At 64.0% G+C, this 17,287-nt stretch carries 15 protein-coding genes; 11 read left to right on the top strand and 4 right to left on the bottom strand.

Going from position 1 to position 17,287, the window contains the following annotated elements; all coding sequences use genetic code 11:
• Positions 1–62: 62 nt before the first annotated feature.
• The 6 genes from CFK21_RS09635 (at position 63) to serS (ending at position 7,009) form a co-directional block, all read left to right on the top strand.
• On the top strand, positions 63–2,369 hold the full coding sequence (locus CFK21_RS09635; protein ID WP_096366459.1) for a DNA translocase FtsK: 2,307 nt from the start codon (positions 63–65) through the stop codon (positions 2,367–2,369).
• 11 nt (positions 2,370–2,380) lie between these two features.
• Positions 2,381–3,016: an outer membrane lipoprotein chaperone LolA gene (gene lolA / locus CFK21_RS09630; RefSeq protein ID WP_096366458.1), complete on the top strand. Its 636-nt coding sequence runs from the start codon at positions 2,381–2,383 to the stop codon at positions 3,014–3,016.
• Positions 3,017–3,353: 337 nt separating this feature from the next.
• Entirely contained in the window at positions 3,354–4,679 is a 1,326-nt protein-coding gene (locus tag CFK21_RS09625) for a replication-associated recombination protein A (protein ID WP_096366457.1), read from the top strand.
• 252 nt (positions 4,680–4,931) lie between these two features.
• Positions 4,932–5,306, top strand: a complete 375-nt coding sequence (gene crcB, locus CFK21_RS09620; RefSeq protein WP_096366456.1) for a fluoride efflux transporter CrcB — start codon at positions 4,932–4,934, stop codon at positions 5,304–5,306.
• Positions 5,303–5,608, top strand: coding sequence for a DUF190 domain-containing protein (locus tag CFK21_RS09615; protein WP_096366455.1), 306 nt, complete (start codon positions 5,303–5,305; stop codon positions 5,606–5,608). Before crcB ends, CFK21_RS09615 begins: the two co-directional genes overlap by 4 nt.
• 123 nt (positions 5,609–5,731) lie before the next feature.
• The gene (serS, locus tag CFK21_RS09610) at positions 5,732–7,009 is read left to right on the top strand and encodes a serine--tRNA ligase (RefSeq protein WP_096366454.1); all 1,278 of its coding nucleotides are present in this window, start codon (positions 5,732–5,734) and stop codon (positions 7,007–7,009) included.
• A 49-nt stretch (positions 7,010–7,058) separates the two neighbouring features.
• Here serS and CFK21_RS09605 read toward each other — a convergent pair whose 3' ends face one another.
• The 4 genes from CFK21_RS09605 to CFK21_RS09590 form a co-directional block, all read right to left on the bottom strand.
• Positions 7,059–7,571, bottom strand: coding sequence for a SixA phosphatase family protein (locus CFK21_RS09605; protein ID WP_157745593.1), 513 nt, complete (start codon positions 7,569–7,571; stop codon positions 7,059–7,061).
• Positions 7,568–8,710 (bottom strand): GGDEF domain-containing protein, encoded by a 1,143-nt coding sequence (locus tag CFK21_RS09600; RefSeq protein ID WP_096366452.1) that lies wholly within the window; start codon positions 8,708–8,710, stop codon positions 7,568–7,570. Before CFK21_RS09600 ends, CFK21_RS09605 begins: the two co-directional genes overlap by 4 nt.
• A 79-nt stretch (positions 8,711–8,789) precedes the next feature.
• Positions 8,790–9,488 carry a hypothetical protein gene (locus CFK21_RS09595; RefSeq protein ID WP_096366451.1) on the bottom strand — a complete coding sequence of 233 codons (699 nt, stop codon included), beginning with the start codon at positions 9,486–9,488 and terminating at the stop codon, positions 8,790–8,792.
• Between the two features lie 151 nt (positions 9,489–9,639).
• The gene (locus tag CFK21_RS09590; RefSeq protein ID WP_096366450.1) at positions 9,640–10,011 is read right to left on the bottom strand and encodes a hypothetical protein; all 372 of its coding nucleotides are present in this window, start codon (positions 10,009–10,011) and stop codon (positions 9,640–9,642) included.
• Between the two features lie 267 nt (positions 10,012–10,278).
• Between CFK21_RS09590 and CFK21_RS15360 the strand changes: the two genes are divergently transcribed.
• The 5 genes from CFK21_RS15360 to CFK21_RS09565 all read left to right on the top strand — a co-directional run bounded on the left by CFK21_RS15360 (position 10,279) and on the right by CFK21_RS09565 (position 16,968).
• Positions 10,279–11,070 carry a TusE/DsrC/DsvC family sulfur relay protein gene (locus CFK21_RS15360; RefSeq protein WP_172844285.1) on the top strand — a complete coding sequence of 264 codons (792 nt, stop codon included), beginning with the start codon at positions 10,279–10,281 and terminating at the stop codon, positions 11,068–11,070.
• Between the two features lie 385 nt (positions 11,071–11,455).
• Positions 11,456–14,119, top strand: a complete 2,664-nt coding sequence (gene pepN / locus CFK21_RS09580; protein ID WP_096366449.1) for an aminopeptidase N — start codon at positions 11,456–11,458, stop codon at positions 14,117–14,119.
• Positions 14,120–14,316: 197 nt separating this feature from the next.
• A complete protein-coding gene (locus CFK21_RS09575; protein ID WP_096366448.1) occupies positions 14,317–14,976 on the top strand; it encodes a hypothetical protein in 660 nt (219 codons plus the stop codon).
• 173 nt (positions 14,977–15,149) lie between these two features.
• Positions 15,150–16,586 carry a siroheme synthase CysG gene (gene cysG, locus CFK21_RS09570; RefSeq protein WP_096366447.1) on the top strand — a complete coding sequence of 479 codons (1,437 nt, stop codon included), beginning with the start codon at positions 15,150–15,152 and terminating at the stop codon, positions 16,584–16,586.
• 40 nt (positions 16,587–16,626) lie between these two features.
• Positions 16,627–16,968, top strand: a complete 342-nt coding sequence (locus CFK21_RS09565) for a S24 family peptidase (RefSeq protein ID WP_096366446.1) — start codon at positions 16,627–16,629, stop codon at positions 16,966–16,968.
• Positions 16,969–17,287 lie beyond the last annotated feature (319 nt).

Below are 17,287 nucleotides of genomic sequence, written 5' to 3'. Positions count from 1 at the left end.
TTGCGGCCGATTTCCTTTTAAGTCAATATAGTTAGACGATAAACCTACAAAGATTTCTCATCTTGGCTCAGGCAAAACGCAAGAAGGTGAACCCGGTCCCGCTGCGACACCATGTCAGTCGCGGTGTGCGTGAGGGTGCGCTCATCGTGCTGGCGGCGATCGCGCTCTATTTTCTGTTCGCGCTGCTGACCTATCACCACGACGATCCCGGCTGGTCGCACAGCGGGCCGCGCGGCGACGTCCGGAACCTGGGCGGCGCGGTCGGTGCCTGGTTCGCCGACGTGCTGCTCTACCTGATCGGTTACCTGGCCTACCTGTTCCCGGTGATGATCGCCTTCAGCGGCTGGCTGATCTTCCGCGGCCGTGACGGCCGCGACGAGATCGACTACCGGGTGCTGGGCATCCGCTGGGCCGGCTTCCTGCTCACCGTGGCGGCCGGCTGCGGTCTGGCCAGTCTGCACTTCGCCATCGCCCAAGGCGCACTGCCTCTCAGCGCCGGCGGCATCCTCGGCAACTTCATCGGCGGCGGCCTGGCCGGGCCTTTCAGTTTTCTGGGCGCGACCCTGCTGCTGCTGGCCCTGTTCCTGGCCGGGGTGACCCTGTTCACCGGCCTGTCCTGGTTCGCCCTCATGGACCAGACCGGGCGGCTGGTGCTGGAGGGGTTGAGCCTGGCCCGGCAGAAGCTGCGCCAGGCGAAGGATTACCTCGAAAGCCGCAAGGCGGTGCGCGAGCGCGAAGAGGTGGTCCGGACCGAGAAGAAGAAGGTCGAGAAACGCAAGCCGGTCAGGATCGAGCCGGTGATCAAGACGGTGGAGTCCAGCGAGCGCGAGGAGAAGGAACGCCAGGTTCCATTGTTCGACCCGCCGCCCAATTCCGAGCTGCCGCCGCTGGCGCTGCTGGACGAGCCGCAGAAGAAGGTCGGCGGCTATTCCGAGGAGGCCCTGCAGGCCATGTCGCGGCTGGTGGAGATGAAGCTGGCCGACTTCGGCATCGAGGTCGAGGTGGTCGCGGTCAGCCCCGGCCCGGTCATCACCCGCTTCGAGCTGCAGCCCGGCACCGGGGTGAAGGTCAGCCAGATCACCAACCTGGCCAAGGACCTGGCCCGGGCCCTGTCGACCATCAGCGTGCGGGTGGTGGAGATCATCCCGGGCAAGTCGGTGGTGGGGCTGGAGATCCCCAACGAGCACCGCGAGATCGTCACCCTGAGCGAGATCGTCAAATCCAGCGCCTACGACGATTCCAGCTCGCCGCTGACCCTGGCGCTGGGCAAGGACATCAGCGGCCAGCCCATCGTGGCCGACCTGGCGCGCATGCCGCACCTGCTGGTGGCGGGCACCACCGGCTCGGGCAAGTCGGTGGCCATCAATGCCATGATCCTCAGCATCCTGTACAAGACCCTGCCGCAGGATGTGCGCCTGATCATGATCGACCCCAAGATGCTGGAGCTGTCCATCTACGAGGGCATTCCGCACCTGCTCACGCCGGTCGTGACCGACATGAAGGAGGCGCAGAACGCGCTGCGCTGGTGCGTGGCCGAGATGGAGCGGCGCTACAAGCTGATGGCCGCGCTCGGGGTGCGCAACATCCTCAACTACAACCGCAAGGTCAAAGAGGCCATCGACCGCGGCGAGCCCATTCCCGATCCGCTGTGGAAGCCGGAAGAGCACATGGACGAGACCGAGCATCCCACCCTGGACAAGCTGCCCTACATCGTGGTCATCGTCGACGAGCTGGCCGACATGATGATGGTGGTCGGCAAGAAGGTGGAGGAGCTCATCGCCCGGCTGGCGCAGAAGGCACGCGCCGCCGGCGTGCACCTGATCCTGGCCACCCAGCGGCCCTCGGTGGACGTCATCACCGGCCTGATCAAGGCCAATATTCCGACCCGCATCGCCTTCCAGGTCTCGAGCAAGGTGGACTCGCGCACCATCCTTGACCAGATGGGTGCCGAGCAGCTGCTGGGCCACGGCGACATGCTCTACCTGCCGCCCGGCACCGGCCTGCCAATGCGTGTGCACGGCGCCTTCGTCTCCGACCAGGAAGTGCACAAGGTGGTGAATCATCTGCAGGGCAGCGGCGCGCCCGACTATATCGAGGAGATCCTGCAGGACAACGTGCCCGGTGGCGAACTGCCGGGCGAGGCACCCATCGGCGGCGAGGACAGCGAGTCCGATCCGCTCTACGATCAGGCGGTGCAGATCGTCACCGAGACCCGGCGGGCCTCCATCTCCGGCGTGCAGCGCCGGCTCAAGATCGGCTACAACCGCGCCGCACGCATGATCGAGGCCATGGAAGCGGCCGGCATCGTCGGGCCGCTGGAGGCCAACGGCTCGCGCGAGGTGCTCGCGCCGCCGCCGCCCCAGGATTGAGAGGTCACAGCATGTCTAGCGTATTGAACCGAACCGCCTGGCTTCTCGCTGCATTCCTGTTTCTGCTGTTCAACTCCGCGCGAGCCGAGCCGCCGGCGGTGTTCACCGCCTTCTTCGACGGCCTGCGCAGCTTCCGGGCCGATTTCACCCAGGAGGTCCTGGACCGCCACGGCGACCGTGTGCAGGAAGGCTCTGGCGAGGTCTTCATCCAGCGCCCCGGCCGGTTCCGCTGGAACTATGCCGAGCCCTACACCCAGGTCATCCTGGGCGACGGCCGTACCCTCTGGACCTACGACGCCGACCTGGAGCAGGCCACGCGCAAGCCCCAGGAGGAGGTGTTGATGGGTACCCCGGCGGTGCTGCTGAGCAGCGTGGAGGACCCGGCCGAGGTCTTTCAGATCGCCGCCGTGGGCGGGGAGGGCGACATCGCCTGGGTCGAGCTCATGCCGCGCGATGCAGACAGCCAGTTTGAGGCCATTCACCTGGGCTTCGCCGACGGCATGCTGCGCCGCATGATTCTGCACGACAGCTTCGGCCAGCGTACCGATATCCGCTTCACCAACGCGCAGCGCAATGTCGAACTCGACCCCGAACTGTTCCGCTTCGATCCGCCGCCGGGCACGGATGTGCTGGGCGGGGAGCATTGAAGAGCGTAAAAGAGCGCCACGGAATACACGGAAAACACGGAAAATGATTAAGGGAACCTCTGATTTATTCGTCATTGCGAGGCGCGTAGCGCCGTGGCAATCTCCAACCGATTGATTCTGCTGTACGAGATTGCTTCGCGTGGCTCGCAATGACGAGACTGAGTGAATTAATCAGAGGTTCCTAAGGATGGTCGGCGGCAGTGGTCAGCTTTTCCCGTCATTCCGGCATACGCCGGAATGGCGGGATATCTTTCGGGCATTAGCGTCTCGATCAATCAAGTATTGTCCGTGTTTTCCGTGTATTCCGTGGCGCTCTTGAATTCTGGGATAACACCACATGCAGGACAGCGAAACCGCCTACCGCCCCCTGGCCGACCGCATGCGGCCGCGCACGCTGGACGAGTTCATCGGCCAGGAGCATCTGCTCGGGCCGGGCAAGCCGCTGCGCGCGGCCATCGAGGCCGGGCGTCTGCATTCGATGATCTTCTGGGGTCCGCCCGGCACCGGCAAGACCACCCTGGCGCGGCTGCTGGCGCGCACCGCCGGGGCCGAGTTCATGACCCTGTCGGCGGTGCTGGCCGGGGTGAAGGACATCCGCCAGGCGGTCGAGCATGCCCGCCAGCTGCGCGAGGCCTACAACCGCCCGACCATCCTGTTCGTCGACGAGGTGCACCGCTTCAACAAGTCGCAGCAGGATGCCTTCCTGCCGCATGTCGAGGACGGCACCGTGCTGTTCGTCGGTGCGACCACCGAGAATCCTTCGTTCGAATTGAACAACGCCCTGCTGTCGCGCGCACGTACCTATGTGCTCAAGCGCCTGGAGCCGGAGACCCTGCGCCGGATCCTGGACGAGGCGCTGGAAGACACCGAACGCGGCCTGGGTGAACGCCGGATCGAACTCGCCCCGGAACTGCGCGACCGCCTGTGCCGGGCCGCCGACGGCGATGCCCGGCGGGTGCTCAACCTGCTGGAGATCGCCGCCGACCTGGCCGTCGAGCAGGACGGCGCCATGGTGATCCCCGAGGCCGTGGTCAACGAGGTGGCCTCGGGCGGGCTGCGCCAGTTCGACAAGGGCGGCGAGGCCTTCTATGACCAGATCTCGGCGCTGCACAAGTCGGTGCGCGGCTCGGCACCGGACGCCGCACTCTACTGGTTGGTGCGGATGCTCGACGGCGGCTGCGACCCGCTGTACCTGGCGCGGCGCATTGTGCGCATGGCCTCGGAGGACATCGGCAACGCCGATCCGCGCGCCCTGGAGTTGTGCCTGAATTGCTGGGACGTGCAGGAACGCCTGGGCAGTCCCGAGGGCGAGCTGGCCCTGGCTCAGGCGGTGCTGTACCTGGCCTGCGCACCGAAGAGCAACGCCGTCTACATGGCCTACAACGCCGCCCGCCGCGAGATCGGCAGATACGGCTCGCTGGAGGTGCCCATTCACCTGCGCAACGCGCCGACCAAGCTGATGAAGGAACTGGGCTACGGGCGCGAATACCGCTATGCCCACGACGAGCCCGAGGCCTATGCCGCCGGCGAGGACTATTTCCCCGAAGGTATGCCGCGGCCGCATTACTATGATCCGGTGCCGCGCGGGCTGGAGTTGAAGATCCGCGACAAGCTGGCCCACCTGCGCGAACTGGACCGGCGGGCGCGGGATGAATCTGATTGAAGAGCGAAGAGCGCCACGGAATACACGGAAAACACGGAAAAGATGATTAAGATGTTGGCAATATCTGACAGTTCTCCCGTCATTCCGGCATACGCCGGAATGACGTTATTGGACGATGCAGGATGCCAGGACAGCAATAATGAATTTGTCCGTGTTTTCCGTGTATTCCGTGGCGCTCTTTTATAATAATCGCTTACCTGGTGTAACATAGCCGCCCATGCGACCACCGACCCTGACAGGACTCCGCGCCTCATGATCCAGTGGCTGGCCATCGCCCTGGGCGGCGCGCTGGGTTCGGTGCTGCGCTATGGAATTTCCACCGGTGTCCATCACTGGTGGGGGCGGGAGTTTCCCTGGGGCACCCTGGTGGTCAATGTGCTCGGCAGCCTGCTGATGGGGCTGCTGTTCATCCTGCTGGTCGAGCGGCTGGCGGTTGCTCCAGCGCTGCGCGCCTTCTGGCTGGTCGGGCTGTTGGGGGCCTTCACTACCTTTTCCACCTTTTCGCTGGAAACCCTGAACCTGATGCAGGCCGGCGAGCTGGGACGGGCGGCGGCAAATGTGATGCTGAGCGTACTGCTGTGCATCGGGGCAGCGGGTCTCGGCATGGCGCTCGGGAGGCAGTTATGAAGCAGGTCGAAGTTACCTTCGTACGTATCTATATGACGGATGTTGAGGAACGACACAGCCACCTGGTCCGGCGGCTGCACGACGAGGAAGAGGTGCGCGGGGTGACCGTGTTCCGGGCCGTCAGCGGTTTCGGTCCCTCGGGGCAGATGCACGAGGCGCGGCTGGTGGACCTGGCGCTGGACCTGCCGCTGGTGATCGAGTTCTTCGACACGCCGGAGAAGGTCGAACGGATACTGGAACACCAGAAAGATCAGATCGCGCCGGGTCATGTCGTGACCTGGCCGGCCACGGTACACGAATAACTCAAACGCTGGCGTAGGTCGGGTTAGCGATAGCGTAACCCGACAGTTGCGATGGACGGTGTCGGGTTACGCCCTGGCGGGCTAACCCGACCTACGTTGAGATCATACAACCAAAGGCAAACCATGCTGGATCCGAAGTTATTGAGAACCGAGCTGGAACAGACCGCGCAGCAACTGGCGCGGCGCGGCTTCACCCTGGATGTCGAGCGGCTGCGCGCCCTGGAGGCGGAGCGCAAGTCATTGCAGGTGGATACGGAACAGCTGCAGGCCGAGCGCAACCGCCGCTCCAAGGCCATCGGCAAGGCCAAGGCCCAGGGCGAGGACATCCAGCCGCTGCTGGACGAGGTGGCCGGGCTGGGCGAGCAGCTCGATGCCGCCAAGGCCAGGCTCGAAACCCTGCAGGGCGAGCTCAATGAAGTCCTGATGGCCATTCCCAACCTTCCGCATGATTCAGTGCCGGATGGTGACAGCGAAGACGACAACATCGAAGTGCGCCGTTGGGGCGAGCCGCGGCAGTTCGATTTCGAGCCGCGCGACCATGTCGACGTCGGCACCGGCGGCAACGGTCTGGACTTCGACACTGCGGTCAAGATCGCCGGGGCGCGCTTCACCCTCATGCGCGGCGACATGGCCCGGCTGCACCGCGCCCTGATCCAGTTCATGCTGGACGTGCACACCCGCGAGCACGGCTACCAGGAGGTCTATGTGCCCTACCTGGTCAACGCCGACAGCCTGCGCGGCACCGGCCAGCTGCCCAAGTTCGAGGAGGACCTGTTCGCCACCACCAGCGATCCGCGGTTCTATCTCATCCCCACCGCCGAGGTGCCGGTGACCAATATCCTGCGCGGCGAGATCGCGGAGCAGCTGCCGCTGCGCTTTACCTGCCACACGCCCTGTTTCCGCAGCGAGGCCGGCTCCTATGGCCGCGACACCCGGGGCATGATCCGCCAGCATCAGTTCGAGAAGGTGGAGCTGGTGCAGATGGTGCCGCCGGGGCAGTCCTACGAGGCGCTCGAGGCGCTGACCGGCCACGCCGAAGTGATCCTGCAGCGGCTGGAACTGCCCTACCGTGTGGTGACCCTGTGCACCGGCGATATCGGCTTCTCCGCCGCCAAGACCTACGACATCGAGGTGTGGCTGCCGGGACAGGCGAAGTACCGCGAGATCTCCTCCTGCAGCAACTTCGAGGACTTCCAGGCGCGGCGCATGCAGGCCCGCTGGCGCAACCCGGATACCGGCAAGCCGGAGTTGCTGCATACCCTCAACGGCTCCGGCCTGGCGGTGGGCCGCACCCTGGTGGCGATCCTGGAGAACCATCAGCAGGCCGACGGCAGCGTCACTGTGCCGGAGGCGCTGCGATCCTACATGGGGGGGGTGGAGGTGATCCGGCCTGGGGGATGAGGATGTGCCGGGGGTGTGTATAACGCAGCAGCCGGATAATCAACCCGAATCACTCCAGATCCCGCGGCCGCACCAGTTCCAGCAGTTCAGCGCTGCCGCGATCGGCATTCTTCCATTCACTGTCCAGTTGCAGCAGCGCCAGATTGGCGGTGGTGAATACCTTGCCGCTGTCTGTGATTGGCACCGGCGTCCGGCTCAGATCCTCCAGTAGTTCTTCCAGCCCTGGATTATGACCGACCAGCAGCACGCTGTTGCAGGCTGGGGGCAGGGCGCGCACCTGCTCAAGCAACGCCCTGCGGCTGGCCAGATAGAGGCCATCTTCCCAGCGCAGTTCAACATCCTCCAGCCCCGCCTGTTCGATCACGGCCGCGATGGTCTGCCGCGCCCGTACTGCGGTTGAACTCAGGATCAACTGCGGCCGCCATGAACCCCGGCTGCGCAGCCAGCGGCCGATGCGGGGTGCGTCCCTGCTGCCGCGCTGGTTCAACGGCCGGTCCATATCCGCACGTCCCGTTTCCCAGTCGGACTTGGCGTGACGCAGCAGCCCGAGCGTACAACTCACGCCGGCACCTGCTCCGGTTGCACCAGGTCGGCGCGCATGATGCCGGTGCAGTTGCGGGTGCGCTTGCATTTGTACAGGGCGCGGTCGACGTGGTCGAGAATCGCATCGAGGCTGCGGCCATGCGTCGGGGCTTCGCCGAGGGCAATGGTCACGCTGCAGGGCAGTCGATGGTCACAGGCATACTGCGCGATCTGTTCCTGGATGCGGGTGGCGACCAACTCAGCTTCGTCCAGGGTGATGTCGGTGAGTACCAGCACGAACTCGTCACCGCCGATGCGGGCGGCGAGATCGGTACCTCGCAGCGAACCGCGCATGATTTCGGCAACCCTGCGCAGGACCTCGTCGCCGGTACCGTGACCATAGGTATCGTTGACCTGTTTGAATTTGTCCATGTCGGCGAACATGACCACGGCGCGGTGCGGGCCGCCGCCAAGCTTCTGGAATAGTCCGTCGGAAAGCTCCATAAGTGCGCCCCGGTTCATGAGACCGGTGAGGGGGTCAATGCGGCTGTTGTGTTCGAGTTGGCGGCGCGACTGCTCGATACGTCCCATCAGGATGTAGGCGTAGACAAGGATGATGCCGCCGAACAGGTTCAGGAACAGCATGCCCGGCGTGAACAGCTCGCCCATGTTGGAGTAACGCAGGGTGAATACCAGCATCACGGCGCCGAAGCATCCGATTACCGCCTCGCCGAACAGGCGCATGCCGTAGCGCATGCCATTGCCGAGCACCACCATGATGAATACCAGCAGGGAGGGCGGGATGGCGTAGGGGTCGTTCAGTACCGAGATGGCGGTGATGGCGATGTCCACCCACATGGCGAAGTGATAGCGGGCCGGACAGATGGGGTGACGGCTGGCGTGCAGGAAATTCAGGGTGTTGATGATGAAGTATACGCCGAAGGCGATATTGAGTTCGAGGCGGCTGAGCCAGACCGGTTCGATGTTCTGGGTGAAATTGAAAAACAGGATGCCGAGGCTGAAGAACAGGTAGCGGGTGAGGAACTGGATGAGTTGTTCCGACCAGTCGGGGAAGCGGTAGACGTCCTGATTCAGTCCCTTGCAGACGGCAGCGTCGGTCCAGCGCCGGTCACGCCCGGAGCGCCGGTCGTCCACGCTTCGACGACGCAGAATTCCCATGGCTTCGTTCCTTGTGCGGTTTGTTATTTCGGCCAGCCTCAGCCAGACCGGTAATTATACACCGGCGATCGGCCGCTTCCTAATTGACGGTATGGGTGCCGGCCTGTTCGGTGGCCGCGGCTTCCATCCGCACCAGGTTGGTCGTGGCCAGCGCCAGGACGCCGGCTTCCAACGTTGTGTTTTCCAGCAGGCTGCGCGCATCCCGGATCATCACCGTCATCTGCTCGGGGCTGAACAGGGTCAGCACCTTCTCCAGCACGGCGGGTTCACAGCCAAGCAATGCAGGTATGAGATCGCCCTCAGGGATGACGTCTTCGGGATTGAGCAGGTCGGCGACCAGCGGCTCCTCCAGCAGTTCGTAGTGCAGGCTGCGGGCCTGATCCTCTTCGTCAAGCTTGCGCAGCGCCACGGCGTCGTGTTCCGCCCCCTGTCGCACGGCCCGCATGATGGTGCCGACCAGCTTTACGATGGCCTCCTTGATGCGGGCCTGGTCCCCCGCCAGTCCGGCAGCCTCCTCGTAGCAGCGATCCAGTTCCTCCTTGAGTTCCAGAATAACGTCGCTCTGGACATTGGCGTCGAGATTCACTGCTCGCTGCACCACCTGGTGAAAACGTTCCAGAAAGGCTTCGAGGTGCTGCTGATCACGTAGACGGGCAGCCAGCACGTCCCGGTCGCCGATCCGGCGGCGCTCGGGAGGGAAGAGGGGGTTTTCATAGCGCCGGCGCAGGTGACGCTCGTGGGCGCCGGGCTCGCGACTGAACAGGGGCGTTGTGGTCATAGGTCGATGCGGTTGGTTACAGGGTCTGAATTGCGATCGGCTGATGCAGGCAGATGCCGTCAATGGCTGTCGTTAGCGTAGATGCGCCCCGGCGGGGCAATCCCGTTGCCACGCCGCAGCGGCGGAATTATCCCCCCGACAGCACTGCGCCTCAAGCCGTCGGTCCGGCGTCCTGACTGCGAGCGCGTTCCAACTCTGCGGCGCCGGCAGGTTCACCGCCGACCACGGCCAGCGATAATTCCCGTTCGGCGGCATGCGAGCGTCCGCTGTCGGCCTCCTGCAACTGATAATGCAGCTTGATGCCTTTCCGGAACATGGCGCGCAGTCGCTTGTTGTAGCTGGCCTGGCCCTGGCTGGCGAACTCCGTGCGCAGGCCGGCGATTGCATCCTGCAGCGCGCTGCGTGCGACCTGGGCACAGTCGGAACTGTGGGGCGGGAAAGCGACATCGACATAGTTCTCCAGGGCCTCGAGCAGGAGCGTCTGGATGCGCTGATCGCAGTGTATTGCAATTTCCTTTCTCATGGGGATGCGGCTGTCTGCTGGTGCCCGTCAGGATAGCCGCTGGTGCCGGCAACGGCCAGACGCCGGCGCGCCGCCACAATATTAGAAATATCTAACATAATGAATTTTAACCTGAATTGCCATCGCAGGATTCAAGATCGTCTGTCGGGGACCGCTAAAGCGGATATGAGGGGGATGGTTGCCGCGGCAGTCGACCGGCCCATGTTCCCGCCTGACAACGCCAAGCCAGGCTGAACCTGCAACACAGAGATTGATAAAGGTGCTGACATGCCACAAGCCTCGAATGTCGTCCAGTTTTCCACTGGTGCCGTGATGGAGGTCGGCGGCAGGACCGTCCCGCTCATGCCGGACGGACGGCTGCACAACCTCGATGACTGGACTCCGGAGGTCGCTGCAGCCATGGGCGCTGCCATGGGGGTGAGCCTGAGCCAGGATCACTGGGACGTGATCAACCTGATGCGCGCCTATTATGGGGAATACAACGTTTCGCCGGTCCGCAAGCTGCTCAAGCGCGCCCTGCTGCGCGAGGGCCACGCGGAGTTGGCCCGTGATGAACGCCTGGATTCGCTGTTTCCCGGCGACGTGCTGGTGCAGGGTTCCAAACTCGCCGGCGTGCCGATGCCGCATCTGGATGCTGAACTGGAGCGGCGTACCTATGCCGCCAACCGGGCCGCCGACAATCCCAGGGTCAAGCAGTCCAGGGCGGCCGGCCACTTCGTGGGCAGTTTCAACTTCGACGGCGAACGCCACGAGGTCACCCCCACGGGCAACCTGGTCGATCTGCACCGCTGGAATGAGCGGGTTGCGGCCCACATGGCCCAGAAGGAGGGCATCGAACTGACCGCGGAGCACTGGGAGATCCTCAATTTCCTGCGCGGGTTCTATTTCGAATACGGCATCAGCCCGATGGTCAAGATCCTGATGCGGCATATGCGCGAGGAGGTCGGTCCGGAAAAGGCCGGCGCGGACTATCTCTACAAGCTGTTTCCCAAGGGACCCTCGCGCCAGGGCTCGCGCATCGCCGGCCTGCCCGAGCCGCAGGGCTGCATCGACGGCTGAATCTGTTGGTCATACCAACAACACTAAAGAATTTACGGTAATCGCCGTAAACCTGCTTACACCGTTTTCTTCGAGGGGTGTAGCTTTACCCTCCCTGTAAAGGGAGGGTTTTTTTATGGCCACGGAAAACACGGAAAGCACGGACAGGCTTATCATTGTATGAGCATCGTAGGTCGGGTTAGCCCGACAGGGCGTAACCCGACGTTTCCGCCGTGAGTGTCGGGTTACGCTGCGCTAACCCGACCTACGATGCCATAAGATTTCAATGTGTCCGTGCATTCCGTGTGTTCCGTCGCCATCGTGATCCGGCGGGATGGGATGCCACAGCCCGTCGATTCGGGCAGAATAAAGGGTCCTGTGACACAGCAACCCGGAATCGCCCGCCATGGACCGCAAAGCCAGCACCCCGAAGCCCGCCACTGTCTATCTCAAGGACTATCAGCCACCGGCCTGGCAGATCGAGGCGGTGGAACTGGAGTTCGACCTGGACCCGCAGGCGACCCGGGTGCGTTCCCGGCTGCAGTTTCGCCGGGCGCCGGAGACCGGGCCGGACACGCCCCTGCACCTCGACGGCGAGGCGCTGGAACTGCTGGGCATTGCCCTGGACGGCGAGCCGCTGACGGCAGACCGCTATCGCCTGGATGAAGCTGGTCTCGAGGTCCGGGGGCTGCCCGAGACCGGAGTGCTGGAGATCGAGACCCGCATCAACCCGAGCGCCAACACCGAACTCTCCGGGCTCTATACCTCCAGCGGCAACTTCTGCACCCAGTGCGAGGCCGAAGGCTTTCGCCGTATCACCTTCTATCCGGACCGGCCGGATGTGATGGCGCGCTTCACCACCACCCTGCGCGCGGACAAGGTCGCCACTCCGGTGCTGCTGTCCAACGGCAACCCGATCGCCAGCGGCGAGCTGGAGGACGGCCGTCACTATGTCACCTGGCAGGATCCCTTCCCCAAGCCCTGTTACCTGTTCGCCCTGGTGGCCGGCGACCTGGGCTGGATCCGGGACCGTTTCGTGACCCGTTCCGGGCGCGAGGTCGATCTCTATATCTATGTGCAGAAGCACAATCTGGACAAGTGCGATCATGCCATGGCCTCGCTCAAGCACGCCATGCGCTGGGACGAGGAGGTCTACGGCCGGGAATATGATCTTGATCGTTACATGATCGTTGCCGTCGATGATTTCAACATGGGCGCAATGGAGAACAAGGGCCTCAATGTCTTCAATTCGCGTTATGTGCTGGCGCGCCCGGATACGGCGACCGATGCCGATTATCAGAATATCGAGAGTGTCATCGGCCATGAGTATTTCCACAACTGGTCAGGCAACCGGGTGACCTGCCGGGACTGGTTCCAGCTGAGCCTCAAGGAAGGCTTCACCGTGTTCCGCGACCAGGAGTTCTCATCCGACATGAACTCGCGCGGCGTGCAGCGTATCGGCGACGTCAACATTCTGCGCACCCACCAGTTCCGCGAGGATGCCGGCCCCATGGCACACCCGGTCAAGCCGGATCACTATGTTGCCATCGACAACTTCTATACCGTGACCGTCTACAACAAGGGCGCCGAGGTGGTGCGGATGCTGCACACCCTGCTTGGCACCGAGGGTTTTCGCCGCGGCTGCGATCTGTACTTTGAACGCCATGATGGTCAGGCCGTGACCACGGATGACTTCGTCAATGCCATGGAGGCGGCCACCGGTGTCAGCCTGCAGCAGTTCCGGCGCTGGTACGACCAGGCCGGCACACCCGAACTCGAGTTGGAGCGTCACTACGACCCGCAGGCCCGTACCTGTGCCCTGACCCTGCGCCAGCACTGCCCGCCCACGCCGGGACAGTCGGACAAGCAGCCCTTCCACATCCCGGTGGCCATGGGGCTGTGCGACCGCGAGGGCAGGGCGCTGCCGCTGCGGCTGTACGGCGAGGCTGCAGCCGGCGGCGAATCGCGGGTACTGGAGTTGTGCCGGGAGGAGGAGACCTTCGTCTTCCAGGACATTCCGGCCGAGCCGGTGCCGGTGCTGCTGCGCGGTTTCTCCGCGCCGGTCAAGCTGGCGCTGGACTACACCGATGCGGAACTGGCATTGCTCTCGGCCCATGAGCGGGATCCCTTCTGCCGCTGGGAGGCCGGCCAGACCCTGGCCCGGCGCCTGCTGCTGACACATCCACCGCAGGCCCTGGATGCCGACACCGCCCGGCCCCTGATCGAGGCGGCCCGGCGGACCCTGGCCGACACGGCCCTGGATCCGGCCCTGCGTGCCCTGGCCCTGACCCTGCCGGCCGAGGGCTATCTGGCCGAATTCGTCGATCCGATCGAACCGGAACAGCTGCATACCGCCCGCCAGGCCCTGCGCCTGACCCTGTCCCGGGCGCTGCGCCCGGACCTGGAGGCCTGCTATGAGCAGCTGACCGAGACCGGCGCCTACAGCCCGGATGCCGCCTCGGCCGGCCGGCGCCGACTGCGCAACCTGTGCCTGAGCTATCTCATCGCCTGCGAGGACGACTCCGCCTACCAGCTGGCCCTGCGCCAGTACGAGCAGGCCGGCAACATGACCGACTCGCTGGCCGCGCTGCAGGCGCTGGTCAACAGTGACTGCCCGCAGCGAGAGGCGGTTCTGGAGGATTTCTACAGCCGCTGGCAGCAGGACACCCTGGTAGTGGACAAGTGGCTCAGCCTGCAGGCGACCGCCGACCGTGCGGATACCCTGGAGCGGGTCCAGGCCCTGACCGGCCATCCGGCCTTCAGCCTGACCAATCCCAACAAGGTCTATGCGCTGCTGCGGGCCTTCGCCCAGGGCAATCCGGTGGGGTTCCACCAGGCCTCAGGTGCAGGTTACCGCTTCATCGGTGAGCAGATCCGTACCCTCGATGGCCGCAACCCCCAGGTGGCCTCGCGTCTGGCCGCGGCCTTCACCGACTGGCGTCGCTACAATCCGACACGCCAGGCCGGGATGCGGACCGAGTTGGAGAAGATGCGCGACGCCGGCGGAGTATCGCGGGATCTCTACGAAATCGCCGCCCGCAGCCTGGGCGACGATACCGGTACGGACTGAGTCCAGCCGGTCACCGGCCCGCCCCGTGGCCGGCGCCGTCCTGTGAGACAATTCAGTTGCTTAGTCAGTACAGTCTCAAAGGGTCTCTGACCTGGCCGCCGGCGGGAAGTGTGAACCCTGTATCGGTGGAACGCGCTGTGCTATGTTAGCGTCAAATTATTCTATTTGATCGAGCCTCACAGCCACGTACGACCGCCATGCCAGCCAACGGCAACCAGTTCTTCCGGACCCTGGCCCTGGGCACCTTCCTGGGTGCTCAGGCCTGTGCCTTTCCGGCGCTGGCCGCGGATGCCGCGTCGGGTTACGAAGGCTGGGCCTTTTCCACGGCTGACTCCGCCCTGGCGCGTGACCCGCTCGCCGGCTACAACCGTGCCAACGCCGCAGCCGGCGCCACCGCTCATACCGCCCCGCAGGGCCTGCAGCTGTCCCACACCCTGGACAACGGTCTGGCGCTGGATGCCGGCATGGCCCACGGCCGGGAGCGCGCGGTAGAACCGCTGGGCCTGTCCCGACACGATTATCATGACGCCTTTCTCGGCTTCCGCTACCAGGGGTTCAGTGGCCAGGTCTGGTATCTGGATGAGCCGCAGAGCATGGACGGCGATCGCAGTTTCTACTATCAGGCGGGCTGGAAGGCGCCGGTGAGTGAGCGCCTGTCCCTGTCCCTGCAGATGGGGCAGAGCTATCGCCAGGGGGTGGGCTTCGAACACGGCTATCCGGATCTCAGCATTGCCGCCGAGGGCAACTTCGACAGCTACGGCCTGGGCATCCGCCTGATCGACCGTTCCGGCTTCGGTCTGGCCGGCGAGGACAACGGCTACAGCCTGATGGGCAGCTTCCGCAAGCGCTTCCCCTGAGTACGCGATCCCCCGCAGCGCTGAAAACCCTTCCTGTCTTTCTGGAAATCTCTTGTAAAACAGTATCTAAACAATTATAGTTGCGCCCGGTCCGGGCTGCGCGCGCAACCCGGCTTTGCCCGCCGCGTTGCGTGCCTGAACGCGGCCTTGTCTCCCACGTTGGATCAGCATCGATGGACTATTTACCGATTTACCTGACCCTGGCCGACAAACCCTGTCTGGTGGTCGGCGGGGGCGGAGTGGCCCAGCGCAAGGTGGCCCTGCTGCAGCGGGCGCAGGGGCAGGTGCACCTGGTTGCCCCGGCCCTGACAGCGGAACTGCAGCGCCAGGCCGACGGCGGGGCGATCCAGTGGCGGCAGGGGCTGTTCGAGGACTCGGACATCGACGGCAAACACCTGGTCATTGCCGCGACCGATGACAGTGCCGTCAATGCGCACATCTCCGGGTTGTGTCAGGCCCGCGGCATCCCGGTCAATGTGGTCGACAATGCCGAACTGTGCAGCTTCATCGTTCCCTCCATCATGGACCGGACGCCGGTACTGGTGAGCGTGTCCACGGGCGGTGCCTCCCCGGTGCTGGCGCGCCAGCTGCGCGCCCGCCTGGAGACCCTGATTCCCTCCACCTACGGTCGGCTGGCGGCCATGGCCGAGGCCTATCGTGACAGGGCGCGGTCTGCGATCCCGGACGAGGGCAAACGCCGCCATTTCTGGGAGGAGGTACTGCAGGGACCGATCGCCGAAATGGTGTTCGCCGGACGCGACGACGAGGCCCGCCAGGCGCTCGAGGATGCCCTGGCCGGCAAGTCGGCCGGCCGCGAGATGGGCGAGGTCTACCTGGTCGGCGCCGGGCCGGGCGACCCCGACCTGCTGACCTTCCGCGCAGTACGGCTGATGCAGCAGGCCGATGTGGTCATCTACGACCGGCTGGTGGCCGGGCCGATCCTGGACATGACCCGCCGCGATGCCGAGCGCTACTATGTCGGCAAGGAGAAGGACAACCACGCCGTACCGCAGGAAGGCATCAATCAGCTGCTGGTCGAGCATGCCAGGCAGGGCAAGCGGGTACTGCGGCTCAAGGGCGGAGACCCCTTCATTTTCGGCCGCGGCGGCGAGGAGATCGAGACCCTGGCCCAGGAGGGCGTGCCGTTTCAGGTGGTGCCCGGAATCACCGCTGCCGCCGGTTGTGCCAGCTATTCCGGGATTCCGCTGACGCATCGCGATTACGCCCAGTCGGTGACCTTCGTGACCGGGCATCTCAAGGCCGGGGATCTGGATCTGAACTGGCCGGCCCTGGTGCAGCCGCGCCAGACCGTGGTCTTCTACATGGGACTGACCGGCATTTCCGTGATCAGCCAGCGGCTGGTCGAGCACGGCATGTCACCGGACATGCCGGCTGCGCTGGTGGAGCAGGGCACCACGCCCAACCAGCGCGTGCTCATCGGCACGGTCCGCACCCTGCCCGAGATCGTGCGTCAGGCCGAGGTACGGGCGCCGACCCTGACCATCGTCGGCGAGGTGGTCAAGCTGCATGAGAAACTCGAGTGGTATCAGGCCGAGGAGCATACTCCCGGCACCGTCTTCAGCTCGCACGGCCAGGCCGGGCGCAGTTGAGGTCCACTGCAAGCAATGCCGTACAGGCAGGAGGTGAGCGATGAGCGAATCCCTCGACATACAGATCGATTCCGGTTCCTGCGGCGAGGCGGAACTGTTTGCACTGCAGGTACTCGACGACAGTATGGAACCCGAGTTCGCCAAGGGTTGCATCATCATCATCGATCCCTCCGGCGTGGTACAGAACGGCTGCTTCGTGCTGGCCAGGCTGCAGGGGGACGACCTGATCTTCCGCCAGTTGCTGGTCCAGGACGACCGCTATTACCTCAAGCCCATGCGTTCCAGTTACGACACCCTTGAGATCGATGGCCTGCACCAAATCTCCGGTGTGATCGTGCAGCGCGCGGGTACCCGCCGCAGTTACCACAAGCACTACGACTGATCCTGCTTCAGGGCACGTCCGGTCCCGTGGCCAGACGGGACCGGACGGCCGTTGTCATCACTCCGCGCCCACCTGCCGGTCCACCCTGCCCGCAGCGATGCGTTGAGCCGCATCCATGTATGTAAAATTATCCGAATATGTAAGCAATATCTTACAAAAAAACCTCATATAAAATGCTGTAGTCTAAAATTATGATTTTTTAATTAATTTATCTTAATGATATTAAAATAAATTATAGAGATGATATTTTCCCGGAAATCGCCTTGTCGAAATTAGTTACATTTTTCAAAGCGGCTGAGCCAGGGTTCAGGGAAATATA

This window comes from Thiohalobacter thiocyanaticus (genome assembly GCF_002356355.1).
Classification (GTDB): domain Bacteria; phylum Pseudomonadota; class Gammaproteobacteria; order Thiohalobacterales; family Thiohalobacteraceae; genus Thiohalobacter; species Thiohalobacter thiocyanaticus_A.
Note: the sequence above shows the minus strand (reverse complement) of the source record. Positions and strands in the feature narration are given on the sequence as shown.

Bases quoted from the DNA above. Each gene is read 5' to 3' on its own strand.
- lolA (WP_096366458.1), top strand. From the start codon at position 2,381: ATGTCTAGCGTATTGAACCGAACCGCCTGGCTTCTCGCTGCATTCCTG.
- CFK21_RS09625 (WP_096366457.1), top strand. From the start codon at position 3,354: ATGCAGGACAGCGAAACCGCCTACCGCCCCCTGGCCGACCGCATGCGG.
- crcB (WP_096366456.1), top strand. From the start codon at position 4,932: ATGATCCAGTGGCTGGCCATCGCCCTGGGCGGCGCGCTGGGTTCGGTG.
- CFK21_RS09615 (WP_096366455.1), top strand. From the start codon at position 5,303: ATGAAGCAGGTCGAAGTTACCTTCGTACGTATCTATATGACGGATGTT.
- serS (WP_096366454.1), top strand. From the start codon at position 5,732: ATGCTGGATCCGAAGTTATTGAGAACCGAGCTGGAACAGACCGCGCAG.
- CFK21_RS09600 (WP_096366452.1), bottom strand. From the start codon at position 8,710: ATGGGAATTCTGCGTCGTCGAAGCGTGGACGACCGGCGCTCCGGGCGT.
- CFK21_RS09595 (WP_096366451.1), bottom strand. From the start codon at position 9,488: ATGACCACAACGCCCCTGTTCAGTCGCGAGCCCGGCGCCCACGAGCGT.
- CFK21_RS09590 (WP_096366450.1), bottom strand. From the start codon at position 10,011: ATGAGAAAGGAAATTGCAATACACTGCGATCAGCGCATCCAGACGCTC.
- CFK21_RS15360 (WP_172844285.1), top strand. From the start codon at position 10,279: ATGCCACAAGCCTCGAATGTCGTCCAGTTTTCCACTGGTGCCGTGATG.
- pepN (WP_096366449.1), top strand. From the start codon at position 11,456: ATGGACCGCAAAGCCAGCACCCCGAAGCCCGCCACTGTCTATCTCAAG.
- CFK21_RS09575 (WP_096366448.1), top strand. From the start codon at position 14,317: ATGCCAGCCAACGGCAACCAGTTCTTCCGGACCCTGGCCCTGGGCACC.
- cysG (WP_096366447.1), top strand. From the start codon at position 15,150: ATGGACTATTTACCGATTTACCTGACCCTGGCCGACAAACCCTGTCTG.
- CFK21_RS09565 (WP_096366446.1), top strand. From the start codon at position 16,627: ATGAGCGAATCCCTCGACATACAGATCGATTCCGGTTCCTGCGGCGAG.